The sequence below is a fragment of the Uliginosibacterium sediminicola genome (genome assembly GCF_039631295.1).
Classification (GTDB): domain Bacteria; phylum Pseudomonadota; class Gammaproteobacteria; order Burkholderiales; family Rhodocyclaceae; genus Viridibacterium; species Viridibacterium sediminicola.
This window is the reverse complement of sequence record NZ_JBDIVE010000003.1, coordinates 1-17,933: the sequence shown is the minus strand read 5'-3', so window position 1 is coordinate 17,933 and position 17,933 is coordinate 1. Positions and strand designations below refer to the sequence as shown.

Sequence of the window (17,933 nt, the reverse complement as noted above, 5' to 3'; positions counted from 1 at the left end):
TACATGAGCACAGTCACCCTCGGCGGTAACCCCATCAGCATCGGCGGCAAGTTCCCGCAAATCGGTGAAACGGCCCCGGCGTTCAGCCTGGTCGCCGCCAATCTGGCAGACACCCCGCTGTCGAGCTTCGCCGGCAAGCGCAAGGTGCTCAACATCGTGCCCAGCCTCGACACCGCCGTCTGCGCCACCTCGACGCGCAAGTTCAACGAACAGGCCAGCAGCCTCGCCAACACCGTGGTGCTGGTGATCTCGGCCGACCTCCCCTTCGCTGCCAAGCGCTTCTGCGAAGTCGAAGGCCTGCAGAACGTGCTGACCCTGTCGACCCTGCGCGGTCGTGAATTCGTCGAAGCCTACGGCGTCGACATCCAGAGCGGCCCGCTCGCCGGCCTGACCGCCCGCGCCGTGGTGGTGCTCGACGAGAACGACAAGGTGATCCACGCCGAGCTGGTCAGCGAGATCAAGAACGAACCCGATTACACCGCCGCACTGGCAGCACTGGCCTGAGACATTCCATGAGCATCCTCGTCTGCGGTTCGATGGCCTACGACACCATCATGGTGTTCCAGGACCAGTTCAAGAAGCACATCCTGCCGGACCAGATCCACATCCTCAACCTCTCCTTCCTGGTCCCGGAGATGCGTCGTGAATTCGGTGGCTGCGCCGGCAACATCGCCTACAACATCCACCTGCTCGGTGGCGACGCGCGCATCATGGCGACCGTCGGCGAGGACATCGGGCCGTATCTGGCCCGGCTCACCAAGCTGGGCATCGATCAACGTTTCGTGCGCACGGTTGCCGACACCTACACGGCCCAGGCCTTCGTGACCACCGATCTCGATCACAACCAGATCACCGCTTTCCACCCCGGCGCGATGATGCGCTCGCACGAGAACCGCGTGCAGGACGCAGCCGCCGGCGTCAGCCACGGTCTGGTCGGCCCCGACGGGCTCGAAGGCATGCTCACCCACTGCCGCAATTTCGCAGAAGCTGGCGTGCCCTTCATCTTCGATCCGGGCCAGGGCTTGCCGCTGCTCAGCGCTGAAAACCTCATCACCTGCATCGACCAGGCCACTTACTGCACCGTCAATGACTACGAAGCACGCCTGATCTGCGACAAGACCGGCCTCACGCTCGAAGCCCTGGCGGAACGTGTCGAAGGTTTGGTTGTCACACTCGGCGCACAAGGTTCGCGTATCTACGAACACGGCAAGCTCACCGAGATCGACTGTGTGCCCGCCACCCAGCTGGTCGACCCGACCGGTTGCGGCGATGCCTATCGCGGTGGTCTGCTGTATGGCCTCGCGCAGGGCTGGACGCTGGTCAAATCGGCCCAGCTCGGCTCAGTGATGGGCGCCATCAAGATCGCCTATCGCGGCTGCCAGAACCATGTGCCGACCCGCGACGAAATCGCGACCCGCTTTGCCGCCACTTACGGCGAAGCCCTTTGATCCGGAGAATCAGATGAACACCAAAGTACTGCTTGCCGTCCTCGCCATCCCCCTCGTGCTGGGCACTACCGGCTGCGTGTCGAGCAAGGCCGGCGATGTCTATTCGCGTGATGAAGCGCGCCGCGTGATGACCTTCCGTGAAGGCACCCTGGTCGGCGTCAAGAAGGTCAAGCTCGAAGGCACCAAGTCCGGTATCGGCACCGGCGCCGGCGCGGTGGTCGGCGGCGTCGCCGGCAGCACCATGGGTCAGGGCAAGGGCGCCATCGTCGGTGCCGTGGTCGGCGCAGTCGCCGGCGGCATCGTCGGCGCCATCGGTGAAGAAGGCCTGACCCGCGAAGAAGCGCTGGAACTGACCGTCAAGCTCGACAACGGTGACAACATCATCGTCGTGCAAGGCATGGGTGAGGACAAATTCACCTCCGGCGAACGGGTGCGCGTCGTTTACAGCAATGGCACCACGCGCGTCACACACTGAGCCTGCAGGCAGCCCATCGTCGTGAGCCGCCTGTGCAGACTTGATGCGGAGCGCCTGCAGTGAGTGCCCTGCTGGCGGCGGTCGAACTGCATCAGCGCGGCGAGCGTGATGCCGCTGCACGCGCGTATCGCGAGATTGCTTGCGACGACGCGGACTACGCCGGCGCACGCAATAACCTGGGCGTGCTGCTGATCCAGCAGGGCGACACAGCAGGCGCCCTGCAAGCTTTTGAAGAGGCCGTTGCCGCCAACGCCGACTATGCCGATGCCTGGTTCAATCTGGGCAAGACACGGCGCCGTGCGGGCGATGCCAGCGGCGCGGTCGAAGCGCTGCGCACCGCCACCGCGCTGGCACCGCAGCAGCTGGAAATCCATTATTCCCTGGTGCGCGCACTGCGCCTGCTGCAGCGCCACGACGAGGCCGAGCAGGTGCTGCTCGCCTTGCTGGAGCGCGATGCGCAGAACATCGACGCGCTGATCATGCTCGGCGACACCTTGCGTGGCCCGCAGCCCGCACGTGCCGTGCAGTACTACGAGCGCGCCCTCAAGCTGCGCCCCGATGATGCGGTGGCCAGCAATAACCTGGGCACCCTGCTCACCGGCCCGGCGGACAAGCAGCGTCAGCATGCGCTCTACGAAGCCGCCGTGCGCGCCCGCCCGGACTTTGCCGAAGCCCACAACAATCTGGGCAACTCCTTCCTCAATAATCTGTACGACGCGCCGGCGGCCATCGCACGCTACCGCCACGCCGTGCAGCTGCGCCCGGACTTCGCGCTGGCCTGGTGCAATCTGGGCAATGCCCTGCGTTCGAGCGGGCAGATCGAGGAAGCCCACGCGGCCTTGGCCGAATCGCTGCGCCTGGCCCCGGAGGCGGCGCGCACCTACAACAATCTGGGCATCCTCTATCAGCGCACGGGCCGCCTGGACGAAGCGGAAAAGTGCTACCGGCGCGCCATCGCGCTCGATCCGCTGATGTCGGAAGTGCGCGCCAACCTGGCTGTCGCCCAGCTCGACGCCTGCAAGCTCGACGAAGCCGAAGAGAACTACCGCGAAAGCCTGCGCCTCGACCCGGCCTCGGCCACCGCGCGCTTCGGCATGGCCGTCACCCGCCTGCTGCGCGGCGATCTGCAAGCAGCCTGGGAAGACTACGAGGCACGCTGGGAAGGCAGCCGCGAGACCACCGGCGGACCCAAGGAAAAGCCGCCCCTGCCACAAGCGCAATGGAATGGCGAGCCGGGCAGCAGCACGCAGGAAAGCATCCTGATCTATCACGAGCAGGGCCTCGGTGACAGCCTGCAATTCGTGCGCTATCTGCCCCTGCTATTGCAGCGCTTCAACCAGATCGTCGCCATCGTCCAGCCCGAGCTACTGGAGCTGTGCCGCGCCAGCTTTCCGGCACGCATCGAGCTGCAGCCCAGCGATCAGCTGGGCCAGCTGCTGCGCAGCCGTCACTTCGACTGGCAATGCCCGCTGCTGAGCCTGCCGCGCGCCTTCGCCAGCACGGCGCAGAACCTGCCGCGTCAGGTGCCCTATCTGCTGGTGCCGCAGGCGCGGCGCCTGCCGCCGCCAGCGAGCCATCCGCAGCATCTGCGGCCGCTGCAAGTCGGCCTCTGCTTCGCCGGCAACCCCAAGCTGCAAGACGACAACTTGCGCAGCATGCCGCCCGAGCTCTTTAGCGAGCTGTTCAAGCTGCCCGGCATCGTGTGGCACGGCCTCACCCGCGGCGCCGGCCCGGTGCATCCCAAGCTGCCGGATGTGCTGGCCAGCTGCAAGGACTTTGCCGACAGCGCGGCGATCATCGAACAGCTCGATCTGGTGATCAGCGTCGATACCGCCGTCGCACATCTCTCCGCCGCCCTCGGGCGACCGGTATTCCTGCTCAACCGTTTTTCGCCGGACTGGCGTTGGGGCCTCGGCCACACGGATTCAGTGTGGTATCCCAACTTGCGCCAGTTCCGCCAGCGCGCGCGCAGCGACTGGAGCGTGCCCTTGCGCGAGCTGCGCGGCGCCCTGCTCGAATGCCTCGCTGCGCACGCCGACGGCATGCTCAAGCGCTCCCCCGAACAGAGCGACGCCCTGCACATGCGCGGCATCGTCCATGCGCTTGAGGCTCAGCCCGCACTGGCGGCGCAGTACATGCAGCGCGCTGCCCGCAGCGCGCAAGGCAATGCCGAGATCTGGCTCAACCTTGCCCGCCTGCACCTGCAGCAAGGGCAGCGCGAAGAGGCCATCGGCGTGCTGCGCGAATGCCTGCAGCAGCTCCCCACGGACGCCGCCGCACGCTACATGCTGGCCGAATTGCTGGCCGCCAGCGACGCGCACGCGGCACTGGGCGAACTCCAGCAGCTGCTGCAACAACAGCCGCAACACCTCGCCGCGCTGAGTCTGATCGCCGCCCTGCGTCAGGACGATGCCGGCAGCATCCCCTACCTGCAGCAAGCCTGTGCGCTGCGCCCGAACGATGCCGCCCTGCTCAACCGGCTGGCGCTGGCCCTGCGCGCGGGCGGCCGCGAAGCCGAGGCAGAACAAGCGCTGCGGCAATGCCTGCAACAGTCACCGCAGCATCTTGAAGCGCTGGCCAATCTGGGGCGCATCCTGCTCAACCAGGGGCAATACGAGGAAGCGCTGCAGCTGATCGAGCGCGCCAGCGCCATCGATGCCAGCCACCCGAGCCTGGCCACCGCCTACCTGGCGATCGGCCGTTACGAGGCGGCCCAGGCCGCCTTTGCGCGGCGCCTCAGCGAAGCCCCGAACTCGGCCCAGGCACGTTTGGGTCTGGCCCTGATCAAGCTGGCGCAGGGCGACTGGCTGCCCGCCTGGCCCGACTTCGAAGCCCGCTGGCAGGCCACTACCCAGGCTGGCCAGCGCGTCACAGCGCCGCAACTGCCCTGGCCGCAGTGGCGCGGCGAAGCCGACACGCAGGACAAACGCCTGCTGGTGCACGCCGAGCAAGGTTTTGGCGATACGCTCAATTTCCTGCGCTACCTGCCGCCGCTGCAGGCGCGCTTCGCGCAGCTGAGTTTTGCCTGCCAGCCCGAACTGCTGCGTCTGCTGCGCGCCAGCCTGCCGGCGGCGATCACGCTGCTGCCGCTGGACGCCACACTGCCGCGTGACAGCCAGGACTACCAGGTGCCTCTGCTGAGCCTGCCAGGACTATTGGCCAGCACGCCGCAGAATCTGCCGCCACAGCCGCCGCTGCGTGTGCCGGCCGGTCTGCAAGCGCCGGAGAGCGTGTGCCAGGCGCCGCGACCACGCATCGGCGTGTGCTGGCAAGGCAGCAGCGGCTTGCGCTATGACGCCTTGCGCAGCCTGCCGCAGAGCGCGCTGCGGGCGCTGTTCAGCCTGCCCGGCATCAGCTGGGTGGCACTCTGCCCGGAACAGCGGCCGGATGATATCCACGTCATCGATCCGCTGCGCAGCAAGGGCGACTTTGCCGACACGGCCGCGATTCTCGCCGAGCTCGATCTGCTGATCAGCGTCGACACCGCCATCGCCCATCTGGCCGCCGGCATGGGCCGCCCGGTGTGGCTGCTCAACCGCTATGCGCCGGACTGGCGCTGGGGGCTGACGGGCGCCGATTGCGTCTGGTACCCGAGCCTGCGCCAGTTCCGCCAGCGCAGCCTGGGTGACTGGCGCGGCCCGCTGGGCGAGGTCGAAGAAGCGCTGCTGCACTGGCTGCAGGCGCAACGCGCGGCCGACATGCCAAACGCCTGAGCATCCCGCAACACCAAGTCGTCATCGCGCTGCAATCTCGGTGTCACGCGAGTGAAACCGAGCCGCCATACAGTGGCCACTCCTTCAAGGAGAATGTGCATGCTACGTGCCGACTCGCAAGTCCTGCAACGCAGGCAACATAGCCTCAGCGTTGGGCTGGCCAATACTGAATCTGACATCATCGAAGCGCAAATGCTGCGCTATCGCGTCTTCGCCGAAGAAATGGGCGCCCGTCTGCCGACGCGCACACCGGGCGTAGACCATGATCATTTCGACCCGTTCTGCAAACACCTCGTGGTGCGCGATGAAGATGCCGGCAAGATCGTTGGCACTTATCGCATCCTCACCCCGGAAGCGGCGCGCCGCGTCGGTTGCTACTACTCGGAATCCGAATTCGACCTGACGCGCTTCCAGCACCTGCGCAACAATCTGGTCGAGATCGGTCGCTCCTGCATCGATGCCGATTACCGCAGCGGCGCCGTCATCACCCTGCTGTGGAGTGGTCTGGCGCGCTTCATGTCGGAGCACAACTACGAGTACCTGATGGGCTGCGCCAGCATCACCATGGGCGACGGTGGCCACAATGCCGCCAACATCTACAACGCCTTGCGCGAAAAGCACATGGCCGACCTGGAATACCACGTCTTCCCGCGCAATCCGCTGCCGGTCGAGCATCTGGCCACCGAAGCACCGGCCGAGCTGCCGGCCCTGCTCAAGGGGTACATCCGCGCCGGCACCAAGATCTGCGGCGCACCGGCCTGGGATCCTGACTTCAACACCGCCGACCTGCTGCTGCTGATGCCGATGTCGCAGCTTGATCGCCGCTACGCCCGCCACTTCCTCGACCGCTAATCTCACCTTGCCTGGCTGCGCGCTACACCTGCGCGCAGCCACGGATCACTGATGCCGCTATACTCGCCGACGCGCCCATCCTTCGGTCGTCCCGACCCGTACCCTGTGCCCGTCCGATCCGTCTTGTCTGCCCTGTCCCGCTGTGCCGTCGAAATCCGTGCCGCCTGGCGCCTGCTGCGTCTGTTCGTGCATCTCGTGCTCGGCGTGCTGCGCGTGCGCCTGATCTTTCCGCTTCTCAGTGCAAGCCGGCGCGAGCATCACAAACAGGCGTGGTCGGCAGCGATGATCCGCATGCTCGGCGTGCGCCTCCAACAGGACGCGCTGCCGCTGCCACAGCGTTGCGTGGTGGTCTGCAACCATATCTCCTGGCTCGACATCTTCGTCATCAATGCCCTGGTGCAAACCTGGTTCGTCAGCAAGGACGATGTGCGCCACTGGCCGCTGATCGGCTGGCTGGTCGATGCCACCGGCACCATCTTCATTGATCGCACCCGCCGCAGCGCGGCAGCGCAGACCCTGCAAGCGCTGCAGGCCAAGCTGCAGACCGAGCAGGCGCGGGTGACTTTCTTCCCGGAAGGCACGACGACCGATGGCAGCAAGCTGCTGCCTTTCAGTGCCGCACTGTTTGAAGCCGCCCGGCATGGCGAAACGCCAGTCGCAGCGCTCAGCTTGCGTTATCTGGATCCGCAGGGGCAGCCCAGCCGCGCACCGGCTTACGATGGCGACATCAGCTTTGTCGATTGCCTGCTGGCCATCGTGCGCAGCCCGCGCATCGAGGTCTCGCTGGAGCTGGCTGCGCTGCTGCCGGCCGGTCTGGAGCGTCGTGAATACGCCCTCCAATCACGCCAGCAGATCGCCCGCGCGCTGGGCCAACCTGACGGGCAGCTTGTGGAGACGCAGGACTGAAGCGCTTCAGTCCGCTTCCGCCACCCCGGCGGCGCTGGCACTGGCCTTGTCCTTCTCCTTGGCCACACCACAGCCCACGCAGGGCACCTGGAACACCTGACGATCTTCCAGACGCATGGCGGTGAGCTGAGCGCCCCAGACGCAGCCCGAATCGAGCGCGACGACCTGGCCCAGGTCACGCAGACCCAGTGCCGACCAGTGACCGAACAGAATGGTGTGGCTGCGCCAGCCGGCCTCAGCCGCCAGATACCAGGGCTGCAAGCCGGGCGCGGCCAGCTCGGGCGGGCCCTTGGGTTTGAGGTCGATGGCGCCATCGGCGCTCAGGTAGCGCATGCGCGTCATCGCGTTGATGACGATGCGGTGGCGGTCCCAGCCGCTGAGCGAATCCACCCACTTGGCCGGCTGGTTGCCGAACAGGTGCTGCAGGAAGGCGCGCCAGTCGGGGCCGGCCAGCTCCGCCTCGACATCGGCGGCGAGGCTGCGCGCGGTAGCCACCGACCACTGCGGCAGCAGGCCGGCATGCACCATCGCGTAATTGCCCTCGACATGCATCAGCGGGCGCTGGCGCAGCCATTCGATCAGCTCGGCCACGTCGGGCGCGCCCAGCACATCGTTGATGGTGTCGCTCTCGCGCGTCTTGGGCGGCACGCCCGCTGCCACGGCGAGCAGGTAAAGATCGTGATTGCCCAGCAAGGCCGTGACCGCATCACCCAGCCCGCGCAAAAAACGCAGCACGGCTGCCGACTGCGGCCCGCGATTGACGAGGTCGCCGACCACCCACAGGCGGTCCTGAGCAGGATCAAAGGCCGCCCGTTCAAGGACCGCTTTGAGGGGATCGAGGCAACCTTGCAGATCGCCGACAACGTAGGTCGCCATGCGCTCAGCTACCCTCGGCGACGCGCGGTGCACCTGCCACCACTTGCAGATTGGGGCGCTGATAGGGCACGTATTCGGGAATCCAGCGCCGCAGTTCGCGCTTGATCTCGGCCGGCGGCGGTACCCGCGTGCCGCGTGCCCAAGCCAGCGCCTCTTCGACGATGGCCGGCTCGGCACAACGCGCCTGCGCCACGCGCAGCTTTGCGTGGTGCGTCGGCAAGGTCTGCTCGGCGTCGGCCAGCAATTCCTCGTAGAGCTTTTCGCCCGGCCGCAGACCGGTGAATTCGATCTGCACATCGCTCGCGCCAGACAGACGGATCATGTCGCGGGCGAGATTGGCGATCTTCACCGGTTCGCCCATGTCGAGCACGAAGATCTCGCCGCCCTTGCCCATCGTCGCCGCCTGCAGCACCAGCTGCGCGGCTTCGGGAATCGACATGAAATAGCGCGTGATCTCCGGATGGGTGACGGTCACCGGGCCGCCCGCGGCGATCTGCTCGCGGAACTTCGGCACCACGCTGCCGGTGCTGCCCAGCACATTGCCAAAGCGCACGCTGCAGAAGGCGGTGTCTTGCGTCTCGGTCTGCACGCATTGGCAGATCATCTCGGCCAGGCGCTTGGTGGCGCCCATCACATTGGTCGGATTGACCGCCTTGTCGGTGGAGATCATCACGAACTTGGGCACGCGATGCGCGGCAGCGGCCTTGGCAACCCGCCAGGTGCCCAGCACATTGTTGGTGATCGCCTGCCAGGCGTTGTCTTCTTCCATCAGCGGCACATGCTTGTAGGCGGCAGCGTGGAACACCACGGCTGGTGTGTAGCGGGCGAAAGTCTCATCAAGCCACAGCGCATCGCGCACATCGCCGGCCACCGGCACCAGGGCAACCTCGGGGAAGCGCCGCGAGAACTCTTCGACCAGCTGGTAGAGCGCAAATTCATTGGCCTCGTAAGCCACCAGCTGAGCCGGGCGGAACAGCGCAATCTGGCGACACAGCTCGGAACCGATCGAGCCGCCAGCGCCCGTCACCAGCACCGTACGGCCAGCAATCATGCCATCCAGATGCGGGCAGTCGATGGCAACCGGATCGCGACCGAGCAGGTCTTCCATGCGCACCTCGCGAAAGGCACCATGATCTTGCGCCGAGGCACGCGGACCGCCGCGCATCATCTCGCTGAGGGTCGGCACCATCATGGCGTGCACGCCGGCCTTCAGACACAAGGCAAAGATGCGTTTGCGCGCTTCGTTAGAGGCCGTCGGCATGGCGACGATGACGTGCTGAGCCTTGAGCCGTGGCGCCCAGACATCCAGCTCGTCGACCGTGCCCAGCACGCACTGGCCCATCAGCTCGCGGCCGAGCTTGTTGGGGTTGTCGTCGAGGATGCCGACGATGCGCCATTCAGACGAGCGATGCAGCTGCCGCAGCACATTCGCCGCCGCGTCGCCGACGCCGATCAGCAAGGCCGGCTTGCCGCTCGAAGCGAGCATGCCGTAGAGGCGGTACTCACGCCAGGCGCGGTAGGCCGCCCGTGCCCCGCCCATGGCCATCAGCAGGAAGACCGGGAAGGACACCAGCACCGAGCGCGGCACCGGCGGTATCGGATGCAGCATGGCGACAATGGCCACCGCCAAGACGGCCGCCGTGGCAATGGCGCGCACGATGCGCACCAGGTCCGGCAAGCTGGCGAAGATCCACATGCCCTTGTAAAGCCCGAACACGCGGAACATCACGGCATGCAGAGGCAACACCCAGGCCAGCGACAACCAGCCGGTATGGGCGAAATCAGCGGGCACGGCGAAATTGAAGCGCAGCTGGTAGGCCGCCAGCCAGCAGAGGACGACGGCAAGCAGGTCGAAACCCGAGACCAGGAAACTGCGTGCGACGTGGCGACTGCGCTGTGAATCGTAGGACGCGCGGCTCATCTGTGCTCCATCTGTGGCAACAAGTGCGGCAGCGCCTTGAACGGCACTTCGCCCGCGATTCTAACCTGCATGGGCGGCTTTGCCGCCACGACCGAATACCCTCAGTCGGGGAATTTTCCGAGGATGAAAGGACGCGGCGCAAAACCCAGATCGCGCGCCGCATCGCTGTGGTCGAAAACGAGGTCGCGATTCATGCGCTCGGCCATGCCGCTCGACCAGTGACGACAGGCTGGCAGGACGCGCACACAGGCCATCGCCACACGAAACAGACGCAGCGGAATGCGCAGCAAGCGCGGCCGCCGGCCCAGTGCGGCGAACACGCGGCAGACCATCTCGCGATAGCTCAGGGTCTCGCCGCCGGAAATGTTGTAGGCATGCCCCGGCGCCTGTGTTGCGGTCAGCGCCGCCATGCTGGCCGCCGCGACATCCTGCGCATGGATAGGCTGACGCAAGCCGGCCGCCGCGCCGAACAGCGGGAAGCAATGCAGACGGCGGATCAGCCGGGCAATCGCGCCAATGTTCTGGTCGCGCGCCTGATCGTAGATCAGCGTCGGGCGCAGGATCACCCATTCGATGCCATGCTCGCTCGCCCAGCGCTGCAAAGTCTCCTCACCCTCGCTGAGGCGACGCACCACGCTCTGCTCGTAAGCGTCGGAGGATTCACCCTTGGTGAAACGGCTGGTCGAGGACAGCGCCACGATGCGTCGGGCACCCGCCGCACGCATCGCCTCCAGGTGCTCGGGCAAAACCCACACCGGCGCCACACAGATCCAGTGCGCGATCTGGGCCTGCGCGCGGATCGGCAAACCCTGCCAGCGCAAGGCCGGCTGCGGCGCCCGCGCGGCCGCGCGCGAGAAGGCCTCAACCTGCCAGCCAGCCTCGACCAGCATCGGCAACAGCCATTCGCCGACCAGGCTGCTGGCGCCCAGCACACCGACGCGCCGCTCAGCCACGACGCAGCCCCAGCCAGCCCAGCACTTTGCGTACGCTATGCACGCCCGCCAGCACGGCAAAGCGCAGCCACACGCCCGCTTCGACCAGCCACATCAGTACGCCCGGATACTGTTCACGGAAGAACTTGCGATAGAAGCGCACCATGCCGCGATGCTTGTGCCACTCGACGAAATACGGCCGGCTGCGGCTGCAGGCGCCCTGCTGATGGACCACCGGCGCATCGGGCACGAAGAGGATCTTCCAGCCCTTGCGATTGAAGCGCATGCACCAGTCCAGATCCTCGCAATGCAGGAAATAGTCTTCGTCCCAGCCGCCAACATCATCCAGCGCTTCGCGCCGCACCAGCATCAGCGCGCCGGAAATCGCCTCGACCTCGATCGGGCCGGCCGGTAGCGGCTGGCCGTGCAAGTGGAAATCGAAGAACAGCCGCGGCCAGCGCTTGGCAAAACGCACCAGACCAAAGGCGCGCACGAAGGAACGCCAGGGCGTCGGCACCGCACGGCGGCCACCGCCCTGCTCGGTCCCATCGGGATACATCAGCAAGCCGCCAACCATGCCCACCTCCGGCGAGGCATCGAGCACGCTCAGCAAGCGCTGTAGCGAACCCGGCGAGAGCACGCAGTCTGGATTGAGAAACAGCACCCGCGACTGCGTACTGCGCGCCAGACCGATATTGCAACCCTTGGCAAAACCAAGATTGGCACCGGTGCGCACGATGGACAAACGCGGCTCAGCCGGCAACGCCTGCTCCAGCAGCGCCAGGCTGTTGTCGGCCGAAGCGTTGTCGACAACGATGACTTCGACAGCCTGGCGCAGCGCCTCGATGACACAGGCACGCAAGAGATCGCCAGCGTTGTAATTGACGATCACAACGGAGACGGGAAGGTACGTTTGGAAACTGGCGTTCATTGACAAAATAGTACCGGGTTCAAGCTGACCTAGGCGCAAGACGCTGCATCAGCCGGTGCCACGCAAAAGCCACTCCACGCTGCAGATCACCAATCAACAAGCGACCTGTGAATGTGGCAAAGCCCCCCCAAGCGAGAGCCAAAGGGCGCGGCAATAACAAAATTGGAGCCAGCCAGAAGCGGAAAAGCCAACGCGAGCGAAAGCGGGCGGCAAAAGTCGCATGACTGGCCTCCGGGTCGCCTTCGCGCCCCAAACGCTGCCGGAACAAATAGAAAGGGTAGTAACCAATCATCATACGCCGCTCGATAGTGCGAATATCTTCATCGCCAAAATCAGCGCAACGGTAATTATCCAGCGCTTCGCCAAAGCGCGTCACGAAGACCTGTGCGAAATTATAGCCGCCAGAATTATTGCGCTGACAGGCGATCAGATATTGGTCGAGAAACAGGTTGTGCCCCGCAGCCAGCGCAGCCTGTAACACGAGGTGTACCTGCACCAGATTACCACCACAGAACTGATTGGCGTTGAGATGAGGAATGAAGCACTTGCCCACCACACAGGAAGAGATCAGCGTCATGCGCTGCCCAATGGCCGCAAGGAAAGCACCTCCCCGCTCGAAGCGATGCTCTCGCGCAGATGTCTGTGGACACTCTTTACGAAAATCTGCCTCAAATCCATACGCACGCAAACACACCACACCGTAACGACGCGTCTCCAGATGCGCTAACAGTGCGGCCAGCGCACCATCGACAGGCAAGTCGTCGTCACCAAGCAGCAACACGTAGTCGCCACGAGCCATGTTGAAACATTGTGCGATATTGGCGTCCGAGCCAATATTACTGGCGTTACGCACATAACGCACGGGCAAACCGTCGGCTTGAGCCGCCGCAACAACCGCCGGAGTATCGTCGGGACTGCAGTTATCCGACACCAGCACCTCAACATCATCACGGTCACGCAATTCGGCGCACAGCTGCTGCAAAGTACGCTGCAGAAAGCGCGCACGATTCCAGCTCGGTATGGTGATTGACAGCAGTGGAGACTCAGGGCTCATCAAGGATTCCGCAAACTCTTCTTGCAGCCATGCCATCGCCATAGCGAAAGCGGCAAAGCCAAGCAGCACTGTACGGCGAGCATCGCACCCACCACGCTAGCCGCACTCTGATTGGCCGCCGCCCACACAGCTGCGGGCACACTCAGAAAAGCAGCAGCCACTGAAACCCAGACCAGAGGCTCCCGTAAATGTACACGTAAATGCGCAGCAAGCGCCCCAATCAGATGATTGGCAAAGACTACTCCCAACAAGGCCAGCATCGCGCCAAAAGGCAACACGCGCAGCAAGTAAACCGAGTCAGCCAAGAGCGCATATAAGCAGCACACCACCACCACGCCGGCGCCAAAACTCAACATCGATGCTTGCAGATCACGACGGAAAATAGCGTCCAGGGTTTTCCAATCACGCAGCGCCGCTGCTTTGCCCATTGCCGGCACGCTACGCGCAATCCATGACTGCGCCAGCAATCCCAGGGTGTTTGCAATCGTCAGCGACAAGCCCATCTGGCCCGCCACCACAGCCCCCTGAAAGTGAAACAAGATCGGCGTGTAAATCTGCGTCAGCAAATAACCCGACAACCAGGTGAGGCCGACGCGCCACTGCAAAGGCCAGATTTCCTCGGCTAACGCTGCTGCATCCGTCGCGCCACTCAGCACGATGCGCAACATTGCGGGACGGCGACGCCACACTACAATGCTCACGACGCACAAGCCCGCCGCGGCCGGCATCACGGCAGCCCACAACTGACCGCCAGCCAGCATCACGACCCAGCACGCCGCAGCACCAAGCACTCCTTGCGCAAAACGAATCGCATAGGCTTCGCGTACCGCTCCACTACCTTCAATAATAGCCAGACAGGGCAACGTGACAATGTTCAGCGAGGTACTCAAAGCCAGAGCCAACCAGGCAGCTAACCACGAAAAACCGTCGTCCCGCTGGCTGAAGAAAAGTGCGCCGCCAGGAATCAAGAGCATCGCAAACAGCACAGCCAAGAAAACGTAGCGCCGCAACGCCCAACGCATCAATTGCATAAAACGCTGCGCGTCGGGACCGACTGGTTCGCCTTGCGCTCCCCAATGGAGGCCCACAAAGCGGTGAGCTACATGCTGAACCAAGACCACAGACAGCCCAAGATCGACCAAGGTATATAACGCGGCGACACTCAGAAAACTATAGTACCAACCTTGCAACTGCGGACTCATGCAGTGTGCGATAAGAACAATGGTCAGCACGCCCGAGGCCGCTTGCCAGCCACGTTGCGCAAGCACGAGCAGAATTCCCGATGGTTTCACTGACAAGCCATTCCTGCTTGCCTCATCGACGCGCGATAAGGAAAACGAAGCGAAGCATGCACCTACTCAACGCCCAGACTCTGTTGGCGCTTTGCCATGGAAAACCCAGATCAGACCGAGTGCTAGGCCAGCCAGAATACCTGCCGCAAGAAACAAGATCCGATTGGGGAATACAGGCTTTGGAAAACTGCTAGGCGGCACGGTGAAACGCGTCTCGCTACTGCGCAGCAGGTCCACAACATCAGGCAGACTCGACTTCTTGTCGGAAAAGTAATGCACATCTGAATAGCGTGTCGCGAGCTGTTCAAGCAAAGCATGCTTCTTGATCGCTTCGATCATGGTTTGCACTTGCTGCTCATGTTGCTGCACGGCTAGATCAAGATAAGTCTGCGCCAGGCGAGTGGCGTCAGTATCACTGTCAGCACGCACGCGAATCTGCACGCCAGCCCCTACTACAGATAGCCTCGTCTGCTCCATGAGCTTCTTCACATTTTGCGAAGTAGGTGGCAAACCACGAGCTTGCAAGACGGACTTAACCATATAAGGAGAACGCAGCCGGTCAACAAATTCCTGCACCGATTCAACCGGCTCGCCAAGCACAGTCGCGACACGAATCACCGCCTCCACTTCCCACTTAGGGGTAACAACTACGCTGAGACCGAACGCCAACGCTGCGCCAAGTAGCGTGGAAAACAACAGTTTCCACTTACCTTTCAGCAATTGGCAAACAAAAATATGTAGACTCATAGTCTCAGCTGAGGACTGGACAAGGGGCGCCAGCGGCGGAGCTTTTTCCATTTATTTTCACCAGGTCACAAAACATCAAACACATCAATGAATAAAGCGAGAGCGCGCGTACATAAGCCCCTGCAGATACTCCGAGCACAATCTCTGGCAATACAGAACCCGAAAGGAACGAATCCATTGCATCAAAGTGACGAAAGGGGCCTATCGAAAGCTCCATGGGCATATACAAACCCAACAGCAATAGGGTGTAACCGCGCGCCATCGGTCGCTCGAACAGGGCAGGCAGAAAAGGGAACAGCAATACGGTGGAGTAACCTCCCGGACTATCCGACATCGCACAGAGCGTCACTAACATCGCGAGCATGATGAAGTTCGCCGAAACGGCATTTGCTCGTAGGCACAATGCGAAAAACATCGCCACGGCCACTCCGCGCCCCGCCCATACCATGCCGCCAAGCAAAACACGCACGCCGTCTATTTTCCAGCTCTCGCCTGACGAAAGGTAAGCCGTTCCCTCCACCGCACGCGCAAAAGCAGCCACCGCAGAAGGGTTCCACATTTTCTCGAACATGCTCGGCAGTACGGTCGTGGAGAAAGTGGTCATGTTGTCGATCAGCATGCTGTAATGTGTTTCTGGAACCAAAAGCAGCCCACACACATTGATCAGCAAACTAAAAACAATTATCAGCAGCAATTGATCAAAGCGCTGCTTGAGAAGCGGCCCAAGGCACAGCACAAGCAGGTATTGCTTGATGTTAATAGCCAACGCAAGGAACAGCGCAAAACGCCAGTCATCCGGATAACGCCGAGCCAGAACGAGGCATAAAAAAGCCACAAGTATGTAATTGCCACGTTCCAACGCGTACAGGCCCGGGAGACTGAGCGCCAGTACGCCGAACCAGAGACAGGCATCCAGAAAACCATGCGACGTAGTCCGCCCAAACGCACGCGCCAGCATACCTGCACACAATGCGCATCCCGCGAGATATGTGGCGAGCAGGTAATACATCGCCGAAGCATCACAGGCACGCAAGGCATGAGGAGTCGCCACCATTTCGATACATTGGGTTGACGTCACCCACTTGCTGAGCACGAAACTGAAAATCGGGTAAATCGATCGCCATTGATCGAATCTTCCCGATTGGAAAGCCCAGTAATTCGTATTGAAGAAATCCATGAAGGAGTCTGTGACATCGTAGAAAAACGGTGCCGGCAAACGCCCATACGACAGGAAATGAAACAGGGAAAACACTGCAAACACCAGCTGTGCCAGCAGCAATATCTGCGGTAGTTTCCTGCGCACAACGTCGTGCATCAGAAGTTCACCCTCTCACGCTCAACAACAATTGGGCGCTTCTGTACATAGGTATGAATCGACCCGACATACTCCCCAAGGATGCCGACAAAAAACAGCAAGATGCCAAACATGAAAAACATTCCGATCACAATCGGCGCAACACCCAGCGGAAATTGATCCCAAAACACCAGTTTCAGTACGAAAAACAACAGCGCCATTAAAAAACTGCCAATCCCAAGGAGAAAACCTGCCAGTGACGCCAGTCGGATCGGCAGCAAAGAGTGGCTGATGACGCCCAGCATGGCGATATCGTAGAGCGTGTAGAAATTATTCTTCGAAATCCCACGCAGACGTCTTGGCTGATTAAATTCAACAGTTTTAATCGGATAGCCAAGCTCACAAAACAATCCGCGCAGATAAGGATATGGGTCATTTACCTGACGGATATCATCAAGGACAACCTTGTCGTAAAGCCCGAAACCCGTCGTATCCTTCACCAAAGGCACATCGGAGATGCTATCAAGGAAGCTGTAATAGGCACGGCGCAAGCGATGCATGACAAAGTTCGATTGACTCACCGGTTTGGTCGCAAGTACCAGCTTGAAACCTTTTTCCCACTCATCAATGAAACGTGGAATCAGCTCTGGCGGATCTTGCAGATCGGACGCCAGATAAATCGTCGCCGCGCCGGAAGTCTGCATGATGCCCCAGTAAGGCGAGCGAATATGGCCAAAATTACGTGTATTCACGATGATCTTGACGCGCCTATCCTGCGCAGCCAATGCCTTGAGGCGCGCTACGGTGCCATCTGTCGAAGCATTATCGATGAAAACATATTCAAAATCATATTGCGGGTACTGTGCCAGCACAGCCATTACCCGCCGATAAAGCTCCTCGACATTCGCCTCCTCGTTATAACAAGGCGAGATGACGCTCAGCAATTTGCGTTCTTGCACAATCAACCTTTCGGATTACCAACAGCATTGCGTCGGAAAGTAAAGCGCGCATGCCCAAAATAGGACACCGTGACGGTGAGTACGATAATCAGCCCCTGCGCCAGCCAGAAAGGCAGTCCCAGCCCGTCGACCAATACCCACAACATGCATACCCCCAGCAAGGCCGAGCCGCCGTATACCAGATAGCAACGCAAGTATTCAGACAACCAATTTCCACGCGTACGAAAAACAAACAACTTGTAGCTCATGAATGACATGGTAATAGCCAAAAGATTGGCAACGACGCCAATCGCAACAACATGAAGCTGCTCATGGAACAAGCTGTAGAGCGCCAAACCAACAGCGTAGCCAAAGACGGTATTCCAAGCGCCTGCAAGCAGGTAACGCAGTTTGCGTTCATCCATCATCAGCGGTCACCCTAGCGCAGCGCGCAAGCTGTGGAGGGTTGCGCGGATGGCATCATCCAGTTCGTAACGCAGGCGCAGCCCAAGCTCACGCTCGGCCTTCTCTACCGACGGAATGTAGCGATCAAC

16 protein-coding genes are annotated in these 17,933 nt (G+C 62.1%); 6 read left to right on the top strand and 10 right to left on the bottom strand.

Going from position 1 to position 17,933, the window contains the following annotated elements:
- Positions 1 to 3: 3 nt before the first annotated feature.
- The 6 genes from tpx (at position 4) to ABDB84_RS07070 (ending at position 7,394) form a co-directional block, all read left to right on the top strand.
- Complete coding sequence (gene tpx / locus ABDB84_RS07095) at positions 4 to 504, top strand: thiol peroxidase (protein ID WP_345919011.1); 501 nt, start codon at positions 4 to 6, stop codon at positions 502 to 504.
- An 8-nt stretch (positions 505 to 512) separates the two neighbouring features.
- Positions 513 to 1,448, top strand: coding sequence for a carbohydrate kinase family protein (locus ABDB84_RS07090; protein WP_345919010.1), 936 nt, complete (start codon positions 513 to 515; stop codon positions 1,446 to 1,448).
- 13 nt (positions 1,449 to 1,461) lie between these two features.
- Positions 1,462 to 1,923, top strand: coding sequence for an outer membrane lipoprotein (locus ABDB84_RS07085; protein ID WP_345919009.1), 462 nt, complete (start codon positions 1,462 to 1,464; stop codon positions 1,921 to 1,923).
- A 59-nt stretch (positions 1,924 to 1,982) separates the two neighbouring features.
- The gene (locus ABDB84_RS07080) at positions 1,983 to 5,636 is read left to right on the top strand and encodes a tetratricopeptide repeat protein (RefSeq protein WP_345919008.1); all 3,654 of its coding nucleotides are present in this window, start codon (positions 1,983 to 1,985) and stop codon (positions 5,634 to 5,636) included.
- A gap of 99 nt (positions 5,637 to 5,735) precedes the next feature.
- Positions 5,736 to 6,488 (top strand): GNAT family N-acetyltransferase, encoded by a 753-nt coding sequence (locus ABDB84_RS07075; RefSeq protein ID WP_345919007.1) that lies wholly within the window; start codon positions 5,736 to 5,738, stop codon positions 6,486 to 6,488.
- Positions 6,489 to 6,611: 123 nt separating this feature from the next.
- Positions 6,612 to 7,394 carry a lysophospholipid acyltransferase family protein gene (locus ABDB84_RS07070; RefSeq protein WP_345919006.1) on the top strand — a complete coding sequence of 261 codons (783 nt, stop codon included), beginning with the start codon at positions 6,612 to 6,614 and terminating at the stop codon, positions 7,392 to 7,394.
- A gap of 6 nt (positions 7,395 to 7,400) precedes the next feature.
- Here the strand turns inward: ABDB84_RS07070 and ABDB84_RS07065 are convergent, their stop codons facing one another.
- The 10 genes from ABDB84_RS07065 to ABDB84_RS07020 form a co-directional block, all read right to left on the bottom strand.
- Entirely contained in the window at positions 7,401 to 8,270 is an 870-nt protein-coding gene (locus ABDB84_RS07065; protein ID WP_345919005.1) for a symmetrical bis(5'-nucleosyl)-tetraphosphatase, read from the bottom strand.
- Positions 8,271 to 8,274: 4 nt separating this feature from the next.
- Positions 8,275 to 10,191: a polysaccharide biosynthesis protein gene (locus ABDB84_RS07060; protein ID WP_345919004.1), complete on the bottom strand. Its 1,917-nt coding sequence runs from the start codon at positions 10,189 to 10,191 to the stop codon at positions 8,275 to 8,277.
- A 101-nt stretch (positions 10,192 to 10,292) separates the two neighbouring features.
- Positions 10,293 to 11,144, bottom strand: coding sequence for an NAD-dependent epimerase/dehydratase family protein (locus ABDB84_RS07055; RefSeq protein WP_345919003.1), 852 nt, complete (start codon positions 11,142 to 11,144; stop codon positions 10,293 to 10,295).
- Positions 11,137 to 12,054, bottom strand: coding sequence for a glycosyltransferase family 2 protein (locus ABDB84_RS07050; protein ID WP_345919002.1), 918 nt, complete (start codon positions 12,052 to 12,054; stop codon positions 11,137 to 11,139). Before ABDB84_RS07050 ends, ABDB84_RS07055 begins: the two co-directional genes overlap by 8 nt.
- A gap of 19 nt (positions 12,055 to 12,073) precedes the next feature.
- Positions 12,074 to 13,108 (bottom strand): glycosyltransferase family 2 protein, encoded by a 1,035-nt coding sequence (locus ABDB84_RS07045; protein WP_345919001.1) that lies wholly within the window; start codon positions 13,106 to 13,108, stop codon positions 12,074 to 12,076.
- Entirely contained in the window at positions 13,108 to 14,400 is a 1,293-nt protein-coding gene (locus ABDB84_RS07040) for a polysaccharide biosynthesis protein (RefSeq protein ID WP_345919000.1), read from the bottom strand. Before ABDB84_RS07040 ends, ABDB84_RS07045 begins: the two co-directional genes overlap by 1 nt.
- Positions 14,401 to 14,466: 66 nt before the next feature.
- Entirely contained in the window at positions 14,467 to 15,198 is a 732-nt protein-coding gene (locus ABDB84_RS07035) for a Wzz/FepE/Etk N-terminal domain-containing protein (protein WP_345918999.1), read from the bottom strand.
- On the bottom strand, positions 15,152 to 16,462 hold the full coding sequence (locus ABDB84_RS07030) for a glycosyltransferase 87 family protein (RefSeq protein ID WP_345918998.1): 1,311 nt from the start codon (positions 16,460 to 16,462) through the stop codon (positions 15,152 to 15,154). The genes ABDB84_RS07035 and ABDB84_RS07030 overlap by 47 nt, the downstream gene beginning before the upstream one ends.
- On the bottom strand, positions 16,462 to 17,385 hold the full coding sequence (locus ABDB84_RS07025) for a glycosyltransferase family 2 protein (protein WP_345918997.1): 924 nt from the start codon (positions 17,383 to 17,385) through the stop codon (positions 16,462 to 16,464). The genes ABDB84_RS07030 and ABDB84_RS07025 overlap by 1 nt, the downstream gene beginning before the upstream one ends.
- A gap of 17 nt (positions 17,386 to 17,402) precedes the next feature.
- Positions 17,403 to 17,807, bottom strand: coding sequence for a GtrA family protein (locus tag ABDB84_RS07020; RefSeq protein WP_345918996.1), 405 nt, complete (start codon positions 17,805 to 17,807; stop codon positions 17,403 to 17,405).
- Between the last annotated feature and the right edge of the window lie 126 nt (positions 17,808 to 17,933).